Source organism: Pedobacter ginsenosidimutans (assembly GCF_001442625.1).
Lineage (GTDB): Bacteria > Bacteroidota > Bacteroidia > Sphingobacteriales > Sphingobacteriaceae > Pedobacter > Pedobacter ginsenosidimutans.
Genome location: NZ_LMZQ01000013.1, coordinates 268,961 through 287,540 on the forward strand (window position 1 = coordinate 268,961; position 18,580 = coordinate 287,540).

The window sequence follows — 18,580 nt, forward strand, 5'->3', positions numbered from 1 at the left end:
TTCATTTGGGTTGGAGCAGAATTAACTGCTTCTATTTTTATTGATTTTTATATTACTTAAATCGTTTTAGTTATCTAAAGTTAACTGTTGTTTTTGATTAAGGAGCATATTTTTTAAAGTTCCGTAATCTATATCCTGAACAGCTTTATGACTATCAATGGCTAAAGCGGCGGCTGTTGCTGCAGACTCTCCTAAGATCATAAATACCGGCTCCATGCGCACAGAACCATAAGCGATGTGCGAGGAAGATAAACACACAGGTACCAGAAGATTTATACATTCTGTTTTTTTCGGAACAATGGATTGATAGGCAATGCTGTAGGGCCTGGGTGCCTTCACGCCTATATCGCCTTCATTCTGAACGTAACCCTCTTCGGTTACATAGCGCTGAACGTTATGCGAATCGAGCGAATAAGAGCCCATCCCTATCGGATTTGGAACCGTTTTTTTACCCAATACCTCATTTTCGCTCATTACAAAATCGCTAACCATCCTTCTCGCTTCTCTAACATAGAGCTGGTAAGGCCAGTTGTTGTTGTCCTTAAACTCATCTTTGGCCAACCCCCAGTTCTTTAATTTTACCTGTATCTTTTGCGGCATTCTCGAATCATTAGCCATAAAATACATCAGTCCTTTCTGGTAATCTTCATGGGCCTTAATAATCTTTTTGCGTTTCTTGTAAGAAGCCTCCGGGTATTCATAATTCATCCCAATAAAATCTAAACTAAATGGGCCGTGGTTATTGGTATCTGTTTTACGATTAGGAATGGGATCATACTTATCAAAAAGTTCATTCCATCCGGAATTGAAAACCCTCAACAGCAGTTCGTAATCCGTTGGGTTGTAGTGGTCTGGCTTAGGGAAAGTAATTCTATTTTCTGGTTTATCGGTTAAGCACATGCGGTAGCAATAAGCCTGCAGTTTGTGGTCAGCTGTACCATTTACCCCAGGCTGATCAGCAGAAATCCCCTTTAAAAGTCCACTACTTTTATCTCCTGCAATTTGGTAAGGATCTATTTTGCTCTTGAAATGATGCCCATGTTGAAAAACAAGTGCCTGCACCCCATTCCACTGTTCAGCATAAGTGCTGTTGGCTTCGCGACCAACATGATAACTCACCTTTGCGGCAGCCATCAAATCGCCTTCGTAGCTGGCATCTATAAACATCTTTCCAAAAAACTTTTTGCCCGATAGTGTTTCAAGGCTTATAATTTGTCCGTTTTTTAATTGCAAAACCGATTTTCTATTCAACCACTCATTACGATAGACCTGTAATTTGTTTTCGACCACAAAATCTTCCATGATTTGTTCGGCAACATGTGGTTCAAAAATCCACATGGTCCGGTCTGCTCCATCAATAGCTGGCGTACCCTGTCCTTTATTACCGTATTCGGCTTTTTGCTGCCAGTTCCAGGCACTGTCATTTTGATAATGCTGGTAAACCCGTTGGTAAAATGTTCGGGCCAAGCCTCCAATAACCGATTTATCGCCGGTATCGGTAAAGCCTAGCCCAGAAGAGGAAAGTCCGCCCAAATGTTTATCTGGAGAAATAACCAACACACTTTTACCGAGTTTTGCGGCCTGTACAGCGGCGATGATACCAGCTGTAGTTCCACCATAAATGATGATATCAGCGTGATATTCCAACTTCCTGGGTTGTGCAAATGCATTACACCAGAGCACAATTAGTGCAAATACACAGACTAAAAATCTCCTCATCATAATGTTGATTGTTTTAAAAGTTGCTGCAAATAAGCGGGGTAACTATCTCTATCTAGTGTTCCGTCACCTTTGGTAATGCTATCTCCAAAACACACAATTTGTGTTTTGGGCAAATTGTGGTCAACGATGTAATCATAAACGGCCAGGCCAATAAAGCGGTATCCCGTCGCTGTAGGATGGATACCATCTCTTTTATTACTATTGGCCATATTCTGGAGTAGCGAATCTTTATCAGTACCAATTTTTCCAATAGCTGAAAAACGATGTCCCAAATCTAAAAAGTGAATACGGTGTTTTCTGGCAGCTTTCTGAACCACACCATTAAGCTGTTTTCTTCTCCCTCCTACACCTTCAGGCTCATAGAATGATGCCGGATGCCTGGTGAGCAAATCAGGCTCATACACCGGCAGTATACTCATCAACAAAAGCTTACTACCCTTGTCCTTTATCTTTTTTATCAAGGTATTCAGATTAGCTTCGTATTGATCAATTGGCAGATATTTCACACTGTTCATATCATTGGTTCCAATCATTAAGATGGTGAGTTTGGGTTTGTGCCGCAAACAATCCTGCTCAATTCTAGACAAAAGGTCGCTGGTATTATTGCCACCCACACCTGCATTAATTACTTGGCAATCTGTTTTAGTATCCGCAACAAAGTTTAGGTCTGAGTTAAATCCATAACAAACAGGTACGGCAAGCAGTCCCAGCTTTAATATTTCTCTTCTATGCATAGTATATTTCCGATTTATGTACTTGCTCCTGCGCCCAGTAAGATAGCACTTTCTCCTAAAAAGGATTTCTTTACCGGAAAACTGTACCCCAATAATTCGTTGAGCTCTTGCTGTGTTTCTTTCATGAAATAAGTATCTGCATGGGCGATATTGCCACCAATTACTGCTGCCAAAGGCGTTTCTCTTTGAATAAACTGGTAAATAAAGCTCGCCAGGTTGTTACTGAACTCAGAGAAAACCTGATAAAAATCAGTACTTCCGGCATGATTATCGATCAATTCCTTCACATCAGCTACCTGCTTACCAGTTAATTCATAGAAACGTTTTACAAACCATCTGGTAGATATATAATCTTCGGCAATTCCCTCTAAGAAGCCCATATTCCATAAATCAGCATCTTCTGCTTTACCGCTTGAAGTATACGAAGTACCTAATCCGGTACCCAGTGTTAAGCCTATTGCTTTATCAAAACCGTATAAACTCCCGCCGTATAATTCTCCTTTTAAAAAGCAGGCTGCATCATTGTGAAAGCTAATATCTGCCGGGTCATAACCAATTTCAGCTGCCAGCAATTCTTTAATATTTAAACTATAAAGCGACCTGAATTTATCCTGGTCCTGAATTAAGCAAATCCCCGTTTCGTAATCCATAGGGCCTGGCATGGCAATTCTAATCTTTTCAGGCTTAGTTTCAACACTTTCCATAGATTGAAGAATCGTACTCGCCCAGCCTTGTAAAATCTGATGGCTTGTACCCTTTGCATTGATCAGGTTTCGGTTCCAGGTTGATTTAATTTCTTTCTTCTCTTTTAAATTGATGATGGCTGCTGTAATGTGCGAACCACCAATATCTACACCTAAAACAATATCATTTAAATTATATGTTGCCATCTTTGTAACCTATTTGTTTAACAATGCAAAACTGCACCAAAGCACAGGTGCCTGTCCGTGCATATCTCCTGTAATCCGCTTACGATCCAGATAATACTGGCGGCTATTTTCTTTGTTTGTACCCTGACAAACCTCCCTTACATCGCCATTCACATCAATGTATTGATTAATTGCTAACCAGGCCTTTCTTGCAGCAGGTCCATACTCCTCTTCATTTAACCAACCCTTTTTTACCCCGTTGATAAAGGCAAAAGCGAACATGGCGCTGCCCGAAGTTTCAGGCCAGCTTTCCTTATCGTCTATCAATTGCAACCACATCCCCTCTGGGGTCTGGTACTGCTTTAAACTGGCCATCATCAGCTGAAAGGCCTTCAGTATTTTCGGTCGATCTGTATTATCTTTTGGCAAGGAACTAAGCAGTTCGGTCATTCCGGCTGCCATCCATCCGTTTCCACGGCCCCAAAAGAAAGGAACATCGGGTGCATGGTAAAACAAGCCATTTGGCCGTTGAATCGAATCGAGGTAAACGACCATTTCATGTGCCGCGCGGTCTATATATTTCCGATCTTTTGTAGCCCTGTAAGCCTGCGACTGAATATTGGTAATCATGTACATATCGTCTATCCATAAACGCGTTTGCCAGGACAAACCCCGATCAAGTAAGGCCTGATATTCGGGTTTTACCTTAGCTGGCATTGTCCACTGCTGGTCAGCAAACCACTTCCCCATATCTAAGTACAAGGGATTCTTGGTCTGCATATAAAGCTCGAGCGGTATTGATCCAAAAATATTAGGATCTACATGGTCTGGCCTCGGCTGAAGATTCTTCTTTTCATAAAGCAATGGCCTGAACCGCTGGTCAAGCTTATGGGCTAAATCTTGATTTGAACTTACTGAGGCGAATTTCAGTGCACCATACCAGGCACAAACCTCCGAATAGGTAATTGAACCCGGTGGTGTTGGAAATCCAAAATTGGTATGTGGAGTAGCCAGAAAATGCCGGCTAAGTTTTAATCCAACTTCTTTTGGTTCAGCACCTTTCGGCCAGTTTTTAAAGTATTTATCCTGTGCGGATACAGGGTAATAAAATAACCCCATAATCGTCAGAAAGAGTAGTTTCTTCATTTTATTTATCGTTAGAAATATTAATTATCTAAAACTTTTACTCCCACTGCAAAAGCAACATCTGTCATGTTCATTTCCTTTAAACTTTTCGCAGGTAATTTAGATCCTGGCATTTGAATGTTTCTAAAAGTTAAGTGACTAATCCTATTGGTATCGCTTACCCCTTTAATCTTTCCGGGTGACTTCCCAGAATCTCTGACTAATACATCTTTCACTAAAATATCTGATATAGGCCCACTTCCCTTTTTATCTCCATTCTGCATAAAAAATATCGCCCAGGTTCTATGGTCATCATTCTGATAGCTCAATTTTTCAATATCAATGTTGTTGAAGATTACATGCTTCACGTAAGAGGTTCCCCATTTGTGGTGGATTCCAATACCCACGGCAGCATCATATACCACACAATCTTTAAACGTGATATTACTTTGAGGCTGCATTACCCCCTGACCAATCTTATATCCGTAACAATATGTCCAGGAAATACAGTCTTCAAAAAGCACATTTCGCTGTGCGAGAGGCTTTCCGGGCCAGTTTCTGCATAAGTCAGTATTTTGCTCCCAGGTTTTGGTAGAAAAGGGATCGTCTAAAGCAATCCCGATAACATGTTTAACCTTCACATTTTGCGATTCAATAACATCGATACCATCGTTCTCTCCCATATCAAATCGGTTAAAGAGCTTGATATTTTGAAGAACCACATTTTTAGACCTCGTAGGAATAACAGCCCAGGCACCAGAGTTTCTAATGATTAGCCCATCTATTTCGATATTTTCTGCACCCATAATGGCCAGGATATGATTACCGATATTCCCTTTTTCAGTTGCAATCTTACCATTTCCATCTAGCGTGCCTTTCCCATATAGTTTTATATTTTTTGCGCCTCCTTTGGTATAAATCCACCAGGTAATGTCTCGTTTCTGAGAAGCCTTTCTGGCGCTTATTGTATAATCTTTGGCCACTCCCGAGAAAAGTAATACTGCTCCTGCCTCCAGGTAAAAATTAATGTTGCTCTTCAGCTCTATGTTACCAACCTTGTAAATACCTATTGGAACATAAACGGTTCCATTTTTATGCTGCGATGCATCATTTATAGCTTGCTGAATGCTTTGCGTAGTTAAGGTATTACCGCTTGCATCTGCAGCATAAGGTTTACTCAGTACATTAAATATTCCCTTTCCACTAATAGCTGGTTTATTTACATCAGCTGCATCGGCAGCAATAACCAGTTCTTTTGTTTTATTGATTTTAACAATGAGGTATTGTCCCTTAGCTATTTTGAAATGAAGCGTATTTCCTTTTGCATCGGCCCTAACATTTAATTTCTTCGGACTGATATTATAGCTTAAAATATCTCCATCTTGCAAAGTCAACATTACATCAACAATCTCCTCATCCATCATAAAATGCGCATAATCGTATTTATCGGTATAATTCACGATGGGTGCCGGTAAGCCCAATACTGTTAAGGAATAGGTTTTTGACGCTTGATAACGGGCTGGAATTGGATATATTTCCAACGCCTTAACAGGAGTACTACCTGCCAAAAAAAAGGCAGGCAGTACAAGGAGCATTACTATTAAATTGATTTTTTTTTTCTGATCCATTATGGCTTAAGGATATTAGCTCTCTTTAATTCATCCAGTGCTTCGAAAAGCATTACGCCGCTTAGCTGTACAGAACAATCACCTGTTTTGCTGCCCGGTTTAGTCGCCCAATCTGGACCAAAAACATTTTCTGGTGCCCTTGTGGCTTTTGTAGCCAAACTCTGCCCGTTGTTTTTAAGATATTTCAGGTAAAGTTCTTTCGTATAATCATCTACCGCATTCTTTAACAATAACTGGGTCATGTAGCGAATAAAAATGCCTTTAAAAAGTCCTCCATCTCCTGTATTCTCTCCTTTTAAAATTCCTGATGGTGAAAACCGCGTTTGATCGTTCATCACGTAATTGGCATTTCGAATGGCATCCTGCAAGTAAACCTTATCCTGAGTAATCAAATACAATTCTAAGCCCGCACCCAGCCACGTACCCTGGTTGTAAGTATAAATGGCCGTTTCTGAAGTATTTCCATAAGCATCCCAAACCACACCACGGGCAGATTCAACCACATAGGTTTTCATCCAGGTATAGATTTTCTTTGCCCAAACCAGATCGTCATCCTTTTTATCCAGCTGATACATTCTTGCGGCTATAATGGCTGCCGGGGCATTTGAACAAGCATTTTTAGAATCTGGCGATCCAGATGCCCACATAATACCACCATTTTTTACTGTAGTCCAGCCCACCTTAATCCAGGTCCAAAGCTGATCTGCGGCCTGTTTATATTCCGCATCTCCTGTAGCTTCATAAGCTCTTAAACAAGCCAGTGCCCACCACTCCATATCATCGTAAAAAGTATTTTTATAGGTATTGCCATTCTTTACATAACAGCCCTTTAACAGGGTTTTCATTTTGGTAAGGTATTTGGCATCCTTGGTTCGCTTATATGCATCTACGTACACATCAAGTGCGTGTGCATTCCACCAGTAATTGAAACCCGTATGCCCATCATTGTTCTGATTGAAATAATTCTGCGCCTGGTTGTAGAACTGTGCATCAAGGGCTAACTGTGCGGCATCCGCAGCCGCTGCCCAATCTACCACTGCCGGTGCCGGAACAGGTTCTGAAGGAAAAACTCTTTTTTCTTCTTTCTTACAGGCAAACATCAGGAGACTAATCAAAGCCAGTCCTGCCCATTTGATATTTTGATTTAATAATTTCATTGGTTGAGATTTAGGCGGCTTTAATATTGTAAAACCGCCGATGTATTATTTGAATATTACCTTATGTGTGTAGTCTGCTGCCGCCTGAAGTCTAAATTCGATATCTGTTTTTTGCGATTCGGCTGCAAATTTGAAAGTGTAATCGTACTGGCTGTTGTCTACCTCCTTTAAAAAGAAATAACTGGCCGGACTTGTAGCTGTTGCCCTTGAATTGTCCTTATTAACACTACCCCAGTTTTTAACTGTTACATTCCCCAAAGGATCTTTTTCGGTAACCCTGAACTTATAGCGCTCGTCTTTACCCCAGCTTTCGGTTTTCCAAACAATAGCGACATCTGTAGCCTTCCATAAACCGGCAGCATCGTAAGTAAGTACCGTTTGGATTTTATTGTAGCCCGAAAACCAAAGCCCTACAGATTGTATCTCGGTAAATATTGCTGTAGACTTATTAAAATCCAGGTTGATGCGATAAACGGTTTTCGTTGATGCTAAACTTGTGACTTCAGTCCCCTCTTTCAACATACCTGCATCGATAACGAAACTCAACGGTGTTCCTGTAACCTTATCTACTAATTTGTAGGTTCCGGGATTTAATGAGGTATAAATTTCGAAGACACCATCAGAGAGTTTTTTAAAATTTTGCGCTTTACTGATATCTGTTCCACCTTCTGTAGCGGCACCTGTAATAAAGATATTGGCAGGATTTTCTGCAAAGCCCAGGGGTCTTTTTAACTCTAATATGCCCGAGCCTGAAGTAGCAGATACAACCCCATTAGAAGCAATAACCCTCCAAATTACCTTTCCGCTGTTCAGCTCTTTAATTCCTGCAGCATAAGCTATTTTATTCATCTCTTTATGAGATAAGGACAATTTATTTTCCGAACCCACCTTCCCTGGTATTCCTGTGTAAACGGGTTTTGTAAAGTCGCCTCCTTCTTTATCAAATACTACTTTATAAAAGGCCAGTGTGAAATTGGCGGTTGAAGCTGCATTCCACTCGAAGCTTACAACAGCATTACTTGCCGGATCTAAGTTAATGAGCGTATTATTTGCAGGTGCCACAATATTGGCAGCAACAATGCTAGTACTCACATTATCAACCTTTTCTTTCTTACAGGATAACATAAGCACAAAGCATAGCAATCCTGTAGCATATTTATTTTTAAATATTCTGTTCATAAAATTTCATTTAAGGGCACATTACCAGCCCGGGTTACCTACAAGATTTTTGTCTTTGTTTAATTCTGATTGAACGATGTTCCACAAGTAATTTTTCTTTAAGAAAACCCTATTTTCAAACACTACCCTTTTTTGAAAATCAGTAGATGTGGTGGCATTAACATCCATTCCATAAAATGGCCCGGCATCAGTTTGCTCGGCAATCTTCCATCTACGGGTATCGAAATACCTGAAACTCTCAAAAGCCAGCTCTACCCTTCTTTCTTTACGAATAGCTTCTCTCCAGCTAGTCTGGTTTCCAGGCTCAGGAATCTGATTGACAGCAGAACCATACTGTGGAATTCCTGCTCTTTCTCTGATCAGGTTGATGTATTTCTTGATATCTGGATGGCCTGGAGCATATTCGTTAAGTGCCTCGGCATAGTTAAGATAGATTTCTCCCAAACGAAAAATAATCTCAGCACGATCTGCAATCTGATCTGGACCAACCTTGCTATTGGGATTGACCATTTTCCGGACAACATAACCCGTTCTCGACCAGTTCCTTCCTGTATACTGACCACTATTACCGCCCTTATACATCTGAATTGTAATTGGAGAGGCACCTGTTCCGTTATTGTTGTTTGATGCATTGTTAATCCACTTACTGAGGTTGAATGTTATATTTACATAAAAACGTGGTTCACGGTTTACATACATATTAGATGTACCTGCCGCATAGTAATTATTGGCAGTTGCATTGGTTCCGTTTTCTGTATAGCCCGATAAGGGATCATCAATAGATCTGCCGTTTGCTGTAAAGAAGGCATCAACCGCTTGCTGTGTTGCTCCCCATGATGACCAACCCCCTAAAATATAAGGAGATCCATTCTTATCAATGGAATAGAGCTTATCGGATGTTAATCTACACAAAATCACCTCTGAATTCCAATCCTTTATCCAGAGGTTTTTTAACGACTCGTAAGGCTTGATATTTCCAGTACCATCTAACTCTTTATATAAACTATAATCGGGCATATCGATTAGTTCCTTAGAAGCATCGGCTGCTTTCTTCCATTTGTTTATATCTAAATTTTGGTTAATTAACCCCTTACCGTCCAAATTTTTAAAATTCGCATAATCGGTATTGCCATTATATAGCGGACTAGCTGCATACAACAAGGTTCTGGATTTTACAGCAAGGGCCATTCCCTTTTTCCATCGGCCATACTCGCGTGTATTCCCTTGTGAAACAGGAAGGTCCAGGATAGCTTTATCTAGTTCGGAAACAATGTAATCTACACACTCATCGTAGCTATTACGGGGGAGGTTAAAATCATCGATACTTGCATCTGGTGGGATAGGTAAATCAGGTAAAATGATCACCGGCCCATATTGTGCAATAAGGCACGAATAAAAATAAGCTCTTAATGCCCGGGCTTCTGCCACGTATTGTTTGATCAGCTGAGGCTCAATTTCTGGATTTTCCGGAACACGTTGCATAAAATATGATGCTCTTCTGATTCCCTGATAATAGTTATTCCAAAAATTATAATCTCCTCTGTTTTTATCCCAGCTTCCCAGGTTCATAGAATAAGTAGGATAGTCGTTATAAGTAACATCTGCCTCATCAGATAAACCTGCCCAAGGACTTTGTGTATTCCAATCAGCATTCGACTTGATATAAGAATAAACTCCTGCGAGGTATTTTTCGCTCTCCAGCTTCTTTTTAAATACGTCATCAATAGTTTGCTTATCATCTGGCACCTGATCCAAAAACTTTTTACAGGCAGTTAAAGTGCTGATCACCATCAAGACCATTGTCACTTTAAAAAATATATTTCTTTTCATATCCAACGGATTTTTATCATTTAAAAAGTTGCACTTACACCCAAACTATAGGTTTTGATATTGGGATAGGTTGTTCCTGACCCTCCACCTAATTCTGGATCCCAATATTTGAATGGACTGAATGTAAACAGGTTATAACCAATAAAGTAGAGCCTTAAGCGTTGCATACCTAAAGTGCTGATCATCGGTTTGGGAAAGGTGTATCCAAAATCAAGTGTTTTAAGTCGTAAGAAGCGACCGTTCATCAGGAAATGTGAATTAGTTGAAGAATAATTCTGATTAATATCAGCACCATAGGAAAGCCTTGGGTAAAAAGCATCCTGGCTCGGATTCTGAGGTGTCCATCTATCTAAAACATTAGCATATAAGCTCCCTCGAGCAGATCCATTTCTGAAAGGCATAAAAGCTGATGAGAAATAAAAATCAACTGAACCTACACCTTGAAAAAAAGCACCCAATGAAAATCCCTTATATCCTATGGTTGTTCCAAATCCGTATAATATTTGTGGAACCTGATTTTTACCAATAAAAGTCATGTCGTCAGCATTAATTACCCCATCGCCATTTAGATCACTAAATTTTAGGTCACCAGCCTGTACAATACCTGTAGTCCTGGCAATTGCCGGATTGTCTATTTCTGCCTGGGTGTAAAAACCATCTGCAATATAACCTAACCTATTATAAACAGATTGGCCTCTGCTTTGCTGCCATGGAAATGCAGGTGTTGGCGTGTCATCTTCAATTATTTTATTTTTGTTATAGGTAAATGTTCCCTGAAGTGACAATGAAAAAGCACCAAAGTTTTTATCAAAATTCCCGGTAAAATCAATTCCTTTTGCCTCTGTAACCCCCAGGTTACCCAACAAATTGTTTCTCACCCCCACAAAATCCGGTACGCCTTTCCTATCTGTAAAGATATTTTCCCTTTTACGGGTAAATACATCAAACTGTAGGCTTAACGCATTGTTCCAGGTTTTTAACTCTAAACCTAAGTTTAAATCTTTCTCTGTTTCCCAGGTTGCATCTACCGGGTAATCTGCAATATCGATTCCGGTTAGTAAATTATCGTTTCTTACCTGACCGAATTGATATTCCCCACTACTGCCAACCGTACCTACGTAAGAAAAGCGTCTTCCTCCAATGTTACTGCTTCCTACTATCCCGTAAGAACCTCTCAATTTCAATAACTGAAAAACATTTTTGATGTTACCAAAAAACTTTTCATTAGATATCACCCATCCTCCGGCAAATGAAGGGAAGAAACCATAACGTTTGTTGGGCGCAAAATTCTCTGCACCATTATATCCAAAGGTGGCTTCTGCAAGATAACGGTCATCAAAAGAATATGTAAAGCGCCCTACTGCACCTAAGCTACGGTAAGGAATGGAGCCGATTAGATCGCCCGCTGTGGCACTTACTTTATCACTTTGGTAATAAAGTGCTAAACCACCAAGCTTATGTTTCCCGAAAGTACGTGCGTAATTAATTGCCCCTTCCAGATAAAATTGTCTGCTACCACCATTGCTTCTCGAAAAAGATAAATAATCCTGACCAGGATTAATGCTGCTGTAAACCAATTCGCCATTGGCATTGCGAGTGGTTGCGTAATAGGTTGTTGGCGTTTTAATTCTTGCCAGGGTATTCGAATTGATGGCATCAAACGAATAAAGTATATGAGATGATAAACCCTTTACCAATGAACCTAAATCTTGTGTTACCCTAATATCAGACATTATCTGATTTTCGTAAGTAGTCTGATATCCCCGGTTGGTTAACATGGCGTACGGACTGTTCAATCCGCCACCTGTAGATAAAAAAGGTTCCCTGTTATCCGGATACATGGTTGGATATAGAATGGGATAGGTCTTTAAAGCCATATCAAAAATCTCAGAAGCATTTTTTCCTGGATAATTCCCGTTTGAAATCCAGCCTTTGATACCTAAATCTATAGTGGTGCTCTTTGTGGCTTTTATGTTAAGCGCAGAACTAAAGTTAACCCTCGAAAACTTTATCGAGGAGTTATACTGCTGTAATCCGTTCGTGGTGAACAAACCTGTCTCATCGTAATATCCACCTGAAACATAAAAAGTAGATTTTTCTCCGCCTCCCCTCACGCTTAGATTTGCCTTACGGTTATGGCCAAAATCATTAAATATTTCATCAAACCAGTTTACATTGGGATATAAATAGGGATCAACCTGCGTAAATGTTTTATTAATCATGTCTTCCGAATATATCGGATTGCCTCCACGAGTGGTAGAGGCCTCGTTGGCCATCTGCATATAGGTTACACCATCAGCAATTTCAGGAATTCGGGTAAACTGGGTAAGGCCCTGATAATAATCCAGACTAAGATCTGTACGACCTGCTTTTCCGCGTTTGGTAGTGATGAGAATTACTCCATTAGCCCCCCTTACACCATATACTGAAGTAGAAGAAGCATCTTTTAATATGGAAAAGCTTTCTATGTCATTAGGATCAATATTACTAAAGGCACGTTCTACTCCATCTACTAAAATTAAAGGGGTATTATTTCCAGTGGATATTACCCCCCTAATCCATAAATCAGCTCCATCCCTGCCTGGCTCACCGCTACGCTGCACACCTACAAGTCCTGATACCCGACCCGCCAGAACGGTAGAAATATTAGCTACAGGTTGCTTTAAGGATTCAACATCCATTGTTGATTGTGCACCCAAAGTTTCAATCTTTCTTTGTTTTTGCCCGAAAGCAACGACCACTACCTCATTTAAAGAATTGTCAATAGGTTTTAAGATAACGGTGATACTCTTTCTCTTTTCAACAGGCACCTCCTTACTCTCATATCCAATATAGCTGATCAATAGTGTGGCATTTTCATCTACTTTAATTTTAAATTCTCCACTCGGATTGGTGGCAACAGTTAAGGTTCCACCCTTTATTTTTACCGTAGCCCCTGGAATAGCCTGACCTGTTTCATCAAGAACTTTACCCTGCACAGTAATTTCGTCTGCATTTAATTTCGATTCAGCCATTCGCTTGCGTAAAACAATGGTTCTCTGATCAATAACATAAGTAAATGGCTGACCTTCAAAGCATTTTTGCAAGACACTTAAAAACGGCTCGTTTACAGCATTTAATGTTATTGGATTACCTGATCTTATCAGTTCATCTTCATAGTAAAAATTGTAATTACTTTGTGCACGTAATACTTTTAAAACTTGAGCAATTGAAGCTTTGTTAACGCTTAAATTGATATTTTGAGCGTGGATATTTGCATTCAGCTGTAGCACGAAAGCAAGCATTAAAATCACGATAAATTTCATTCGGAGGAGAAATTTAAATGACATGGAGGGTTGCCCACAGCATGTAGTTGTGTTAAAAATTTTATACATTTGGTTAGTAAGTTAAAGTATAACTTGTTCGGAAAATAGGTTTATTTGATTTGCATTTTGGCTTTTGCCATCGACCTGGAGTGGCTCCAATCACTTCGGGTCTTTTTTTAAAGCCGGTTTGGGTAAGGGTTACTTCATCACAATAATCCTCCTTCCCTCTATTTTAAATTTAACCGACTTAGTAAGCTCCATAATTTTTAACACCTCAGTTACACTTCCAAATTTGGAAATGGTACCGGTGTAGTACTGGGCTTTAAAATCATTTTTGTATTCTACATCGATATCGTACCAACGGGAAATTTTATTCATGATAGAATGCAGATCTTCATGATTGAATAAAAACAGTCCGTTTTTCCAGGCAATGCTTTCCTGTACATCGGGTAAATTTTGCAGCATAAGTGATTGCCCCGAATTCACAACCTGTTGCCCCGGCTTCATTAGTTTTTTCTGTCCGGCCTGGCTTACCAATACCTTTCCTTCTAGAAGCGTAGTTTTAATTCCTTCAGGTTCATGATAAGCGCTGATATTAAAGTGTGTACCCAAAACCTGAACTTCCTGAGTACCGGTTTGAACAATAAACGGCATTTCAGGATTCTTGGCTACTTCAAAATAACCTTCTCCACTAAGCTCCACCGCTCGCTTAGCCCCTTTGAAAACAATCGGATAACGTAAGCTCGAAGCGGCATTTAACCATACATTAGTTCCATCTGGCAAGATCACTTTGTACTGGCTGCCTCTGGGTGTTTCGATAGTATTGTAGGCCACGGTGGTAGATGCAGGGCCTTGAGTTTTTAATATTTCGTAGACTAACTCTCCCGTGGCAGTTTTCTTAATCCGGATGCCCATACCCGTATCAGACACGAGCGTTGAAGCATTCTTATCCAACACAAGCTTGCGTCCATCAGCAAGGGTTAAAATGGCCTGATCTTTACCTGGTAGAATAGTTTGCTTTTCTTGCTCAGTTTTAGCGTTAAGTTCTTCCGGTATTGGTTTAACCAGATAAAAAGTTACCGAGGCTACCAACAGTAATACTGCCGCGGCTGCCACTGCTTTTTGAAAAAGCGAAAATCTTCTTGGTACGCCAACCTGTGGAAGTCTGCTCTTAATCAGCTCTAGATCTTCTTCGATCTCTTCTTCGGTTAAAGGTTTAGCCTGATGTTCATACTTTAAATACGAGCTTTCTACGAATGCCTTCTCCTCTTCCGTATAGGTTCCGGCGGTATAACGCTTAAGTAAATCTTTAATTTGGTTAGTTTGCATGAAGTTTATCAGGAATATTATGATCCCCTTTAAACTATAGACGAATAACTCAGACGTATAGGGTAGAAAAAAATTATTTTTCTAATAAAAATGCTAAAGCGAGTAAAATGCCCAATTTAGGGCGCATAATTTTCAATGCGTTTTGGATCTGTTTTCTCACCGTCTGTTCAGAAATATCTAATTCGGCTGCTATTTCCTTATGACTTAAATGCTGCTTCCTGCTCAGTTCAAATATATGGCGCATTTTATCTGGTAAGGCAGCGATTTCCTGTTCGATAAGCGAGGCCAATTGTTTTTGTCTGACCAAGTGATCTGTTAAATCATTTTTAGCAAAGGAATAGTTTTCCAGATAAGAAAGATAACCAGTTGCTACTGTTTGGTGAGCATGATGATCAAGAATCTTATTTCTTAGTGCAGTATATAGATATGTAGAAAGTACACTCTGAATAAATATCTCTTCCCGCTTTATCCAAAGCGTGGTAAATAAATCCTGAACTAAATCTCTGGCCAACTCCCGATCTCCAAGCTTTTTGTAAGCATGAGTATACAGCAATCGGCTATACCTGTTGTAAACTTCAGTATATGCGTAGTGGTCATTCTCTTGAACAAGATCAAATAGTTCAACGTCTGGAAGGTCACTATATAACTGCATATCTGGTTGGTATAGAACAAATATATATTATTAATCATATCCAAACAACATATGTAAATCGATTTAACAACTCAATGAGAGGTATCAAAGAATACTGCTGCTGGTCAGTTTTATATTCTGCTTAAAGGTGTAAAGCCGCCTGCGGCGATAGATGCACTGTCTTCTCCTAAAATAGCTTGTCACCGAAAATTGCTATAAAGAGCAAACTAATGTGTTTTGAATTTACTTTTTGAAACGAGGTAGCGTGCAAGGCTCACTTCGGAATTTCCAAATCCGCAACACGCTTCAAATCTTTAATAAAAAAGTTCATTAATGGTCTTGCCTGGAAGGGTTCGGATTTTGGCAGAAAATAACTTGTTCAGGCATCTTTCATTTAATATTTCACTTAACGATGTCGTTAAAAACATCAGCAAAGACTGCTATATATACATCGTATCGCCGAAGAACGCAGGTTAAAAAAGAGGCCGATATCTTATGATACGGCCTCTATAGGTACATGAGAGAGAAATTGTATTATTTGCGATTATAACAGTCAACCGGGTTATTCAAATAATTTATTTGATGAGACATCGTAATATTTGCCATTCTTTAATATATAAGCAGCCCCGGCTGAGGGTCTAGAGGTATCTGTAAGGTAAACAGTATATACCTGTTTTCCTGGATTTGCCGGATTGTGGGGCGCGCTAAAAGATAAAGACAGGTAGACTGTACCATTACTACTCTGTATAGGCGTCTTTGTTTCATGATCCAGGAAAGAAAATTTATATTGGGTCTGTATCAACCCTGCCCTAATCGGTTTTTTGATGAGATAATAACCAGCTGTATCCAAATCTTTTCCTATTCCAATAAGGGTATCAATTGGGAGATAGGTAACCACACTTGTTAATGTCGATTTAACTATTACATCCAATTTTCTATAGGGAACCCCAGCACTATTGGATAGCGCAATATTACTTAAGTTGGCAATTTTTAGCTTCATATATCCTGCTGGAGCTGCAGGTTCATTGAGCTGTGTATTTTTTAACAATTGTGGGGTAATGGTACTATCTGGCTGAAAGATGTATAATGTATCCCTCTTCTTATCTTGCAGGTTAAATTCTTTTTCCAGCAAAACGTTACCTGTGTTTTTATTGTAGAAACTAAATTTACCAGGGCCGCTTAAAAATACATTACCAAAAGATTCAATTGGCCTACCATTAAGCTTTGTGCCCAACTTATCACCAAGGACACTGTTGTTGATAAATACCGGAATATCTGCATAGCTGGCCGCATCTTTTAAATAAGGCTCCTGCCGTTTACATGCTGAAATAAAAAGGATAATTAAACTTAAATAAAAAAAGTAGCGGGTAATGATTCTTGACATATTTTCTTTTATTAATAAGAATAAGCAGCAACGAGAGGCTGCCACTTATTCTTAAGGTTTTAAAACAAACATTTAATAAGGTTAAAAATTAAATTTGGTCCAGTTGTCTGTCCAGATTGCACCACTAGGATCAATAGCACCATTATAAGTTCCGCTGGTTCCACCATCAGTTGAAGGTGAGGCAACTGGTGTTAAATTAGCTGGGTCATAAGAACCGTTTGCATAAAATGCACTTGCTCCGCCTGCTAAACCTAAATAATCAGGAGACAATGAACCTGTAAATGCCTGGTTGTTGGCAAATGTAGCCGGACGACCGCCAGTAGCTGGTAAATAACTAGTTACAAAACCATGCACCAAATTAAATTGAGTAGTAGAACCCGCTTGTTTGATGTTTTCGAAACGGATACCATTGTTAAATCCTGCTACGATTGAATTCTGAAGGTTTACACCAGATTTTCTTCTGATATGTACACCATTTTCCAATTCATCAGATTCAGTACCTGTGCCACCGCTTGAATAACCCAGAATAGTGAAGTTGCTTAAAGCAGGTCTGGTTAAGAAAGTAGAAGTAGTATCGCTTGTAGGGTTATTATCAGACTCGATACCGTTAGCATCACTAACACCACCTGATGTAGTATGGTTGCCATCACGGTTTTTTAATGCAATAGCGTACTGGATTGTACCTGAATAACCGAAATCGAAATCAAAGTCATCATCAATACCGCCTAAAGCGATCAAGTGATCTGCGTTTACTGTTCCTCCAAAAAATTCAAATGAATCATCATTACTGAAAGATACCTGGATGTGGTTTAAGGTAGTACCTGAACCAACACCGCCCAAAGTAAGACCATTGATTTCATTATCGGTTGATAATAAAAATCCTGCGTACTCAATACGTGCGAAACGTAAAACCCCTGAGTTATCACCTGCAGAAGAACCGCCATAAGTAACATCAGCTGGTGGAGATGTAGGAATACCTTCGATTACTGTTGAAGTTGGTTGATTGGTTGGCGCATTACCCAAAAGAATCACACCACCGAAATCTCCAGGAGCTGGTGAGGCAAGAGCAGGATCCGGACCAAATACGATTGTACTATCTGGATTGTAGCTGGCTTCAGCAACATTGCTTCTGTTACCATCAGCAAAAATCTGTGCATTTTTAGCAATCACCAAAACACCTTTAAGCGATCTGCCAGCATAAGTTACTGCATTACCGGTTACAACATGTGTTCCTGCTTTAATATGAAGTTTTGCATTACTGCCTGAAAAATAAACTACACCGTCTAAAAGATAAAGGGTATCTGGGCTAAGTGTGCGGCTTCCAGTGTATACACCAGCTAAATGTACTTTTGGTAACAAGTTGTAATCAATAGGTGCTTTAGATGATTTGCTGAAATCACCGGTGCGTAAAACACCATCCTTTTTGCAGCTCTGAAGTGCAAAAGTCGCAAGTACTGCTAAGAGTACCAATAAGTTTAAATTTTTTGTTTTCATCGTAAGGAGATTTGTTTAATGTGGAAGATTTGTGTTTGTTTTAAAACATTGTAAAGTTGAAATATATGTTTGAATAATGCAAGAAAAATTATAAAATATTTTTTTCATAAAATACTGAAAAATAGATAATTACATCGCTTAAATAAAGCAATTAAACAACATTTAAACCTTTAAAAAAGGCTTAGAAATTTCT

Annotated in this window: 13 protein-coding genes; all 13 read right to left on the bottom strand. The window is 39.5% G+C overall.

Annotated features, from left to right (window positions below; translation table 11 throughout):
• Positions 1–66: 66 nt before the first annotated feature.
• A complete protein-coding gene (locus ASU31_RS17155; protein WP_083505405.1) occupies positions 67–1,722 on the bottom strand; it encodes an FAD-dependent oxidoreductase in 1,656 nt (551 codons plus the stop codon).
• Positions 1,719–2,456 (bottom strand): SGNH/GDSL hydrolase family protein, encoded by a 738-nt coding sequence (locus ASU31_RS17160; RefSeq protein WP_057933496.1) that lies wholly within the window; start codon positions 2,454–2,456, stop codon positions 1,719–1,721. The genes ASU31_RS17155 and ASU31_RS17160 overlap by 4 nt, the downstream gene beginning before the upstream one ends.
• Positions 2,457–2,470: 14 nt before the next feature.
• Positions 2,471–3,346 (bottom strand): ROK family protein, encoded by an 876-nt coding sequence (locus ASU31_RS17165; RefSeq protein ID WP_057933497.1) that lies wholly within the window; start codon positions 3,344–3,346, stop codon positions 2,471–2,473.
• A 9-nt stretch (positions 3,347–3,355) separates the two neighbouring features.
• Positions 3,356–4,471 (bottom strand): glycoside hydrolase family 88/105 protein, encoded by a 1,116-nt coding sequence (locus ASU31_RS17170; protein WP_057933498.1) that lies wholly within the window; start codon positions 4,469–4,471, stop codon positions 3,356–3,358.
• Positions 4,472–4,491: 20 nt separating this feature from the next.
• Complete coding sequence (locus tag ASU31_RS17175; protein ID WP_057933499.1) at positions 4,492–6,078, bottom strand: glycoside hydrolase family 28 protein; 1,587 nt, start codon at positions 6,076–6,078, stop codon at positions 4,492–4,494.
• Entirely contained in the window at positions 6,078–7,235 is a 1,158-nt protein-coding gene (locus ASU31_RS17180) for a glycoside hydrolase family 76 protein (RefSeq protein WP_057933500.1), read from the bottom strand. The genes ASU31_RS17175 and ASU31_RS17180 overlap by 1 nt, the downstream gene beginning before the upstream one ends.
• 45 nt (positions 7,236–7,280) lie before the next feature.
• The gene (locus ASU31_RS17185) at positions 7,281–8,414 is read right to left on the bottom strand and encodes a SusE domain-containing protein (protein WP_083505406.1); all 1,134 of its coding nucleotides are present in this window, start codon (positions 8,412–8,414) and stop codon (positions 7,281–7,283) included.
• Between the two features lie 21 nt (positions 8,415–8,435).
• Positions 8,436–10,244: a RagB/SusD family nutrient uptake outer membrane protein gene (locus ASU31_RS17190; protein ID WP_083505407.1), complete on the bottom strand. Its 1,809-nt coding sequence runs from the start codon at positions 10,242–10,244 to the stop codon at positions 8,436–8,438.
• Positions 10,245–10,264: 20 nt separating this feature from the next.
• Positions 10,265–13,549 (bottom strand): TonB-dependent receptor, encoded by a 3,285-nt coding sequence (locus ASU31_RS17195; RefSeq protein ID WP_057933503.1) that lies wholly within the window; start codon positions 13,547–13,549, stop codon positions 10,265–10,267.
• A gap of 198 nt (positions 13,550–13,747) precedes the next feature.
• A complete protein-coding gene (locus ASU31_RS17200) occupies positions 13,748–14,878 on the bottom strand; it encodes a FecR family protein (protein WP_057933504.1) in 1,131 nt (376 codons plus the stop codon).
• A gap of 73 nt (positions 14,879–14,951) precedes the next feature.
• On the bottom strand, positions 14,952–15,530 hold the full coding sequence (locus tag ASU31_RS17205; protein WP_057933505.1) for an RNA polymerase sigma factor: 579 nt from the start codon (positions 15,528–15,530) through the stop codon (positions 14,952–14,954).
• 541 nt (positions 15,531–16,071) lie between these two features.
• The gene (locus ASU31_RS17210) at positions 16,072–16,893 is read right to left on the bottom strand and encodes a hypothetical protein (protein WP_057933506.1); all 822 of its coding nucleotides are present in this window, start codon (positions 16,891–16,893) and stop codon (positions 16,072–16,074) included.
• Between the two features lie 81 nt (positions 16,894–16,974).
• Complete coding sequence (locus ASU31_RS17215) at positions 16,975–18,387, bottom strand: hypothetical protein (RefSeq protein ID WP_057933507.1); 1,413 nt, start codon at positions 18,385–18,387, stop codon at positions 16,975–16,977.
• Between the last annotated feature and the right edge of the window lie 193 nt (positions 18,388–18,580).

Bases quoted from the DNA above. Each gene is read 5' to 3' on its own strand.
- ASU31_RS17155 (WP_083505405.1), bottom strand. From the start codon at position 1,722: ATGATGAGGAGATTTTTAGTCTGTGTATTTGCACTAATTGTGCTCTGG.
- ASU31_RS17160 (WP_057933496.1), bottom strand. From the start codon at position 2,456: ATGCATAGAAGAGAAATATTAAAGCTGGGACTGCTTGCCGTACCTGTT.
- ASU31_RS17165 (WP_057933497.1), bottom strand. From the start codon at position 3,346: ATGGCAACATATAATTTAAATGATATTGTTTTAGGTGTAGATATTGGT.
- ASU31_RS17170 (WP_057933498.1), bottom strand. From the start codon at position 4,471: ATGAAGAAACTACTCTTTCTGACGATTATGGGGTTATTTTATTACCCT.
- ASU31_RS17175 (WP_057933499.1), bottom strand. From the start codon at position 6,078: ATGGATCAGAAAAAAAAAATCAATTTAATAGTAATGCTCCTTGTACTG.
- ASU31_RS17180 (WP_057933500.1), bottom strand. From the start codon at position 7,235: ATGAAATTATTAAATCAAAATATCAAATGGGCAGGACTGGCTTTGATT.
- ASU31_RS17185 (WP_083505406.1), bottom strand. From the start codon at position 8,414: ATGAACAGAATATTTAAAAATAAATATGCTACAGGATTGCTATGCTTT.
- ASU31_RS17190 (WP_083505407.1), bottom strand. From the start codon at position 10,244: ATGAAAAGAAATATATTTTTTAAAGTGACAATGGTCTTGATGGTGATC.
- ASU31_RS17195 (WP_057933503.1), bottom strand. From the start codon at position 13,549: ATGAAATTTATCGTGATTTTAATGCTTGCTTTCGTGCTACAGCTGAAT.
- ASU31_RS17200 (WP_057933504.1), bottom strand. From the start codon at position 14,878: ATGCAAACTAACCAAATTAAAGATTTACTTAAGCGTTATACCGCCGGA.
- ASU31_RS17205 (WP_057933505.1), bottom strand. From the start codon at position 15,530: ATGCAGTTATATAGTGACCTTCCAGACGTTGAACTATTTGATCTTGTT.
- ASU31_RS17210 (WP_057933506.1), bottom strand. From the start codon at position 16,893: ATGTCAAGAATCATTACCCGCTACTTTTTTTATTTAAGTTTAATTATC.
- ASU31_RS17215 (WP_057933507.1), bottom strand. From the start codon at position 18,387: ATGAAAACAAAAAATTTAAACTTATTGGTACTCTTAGCAGTACTTGCG.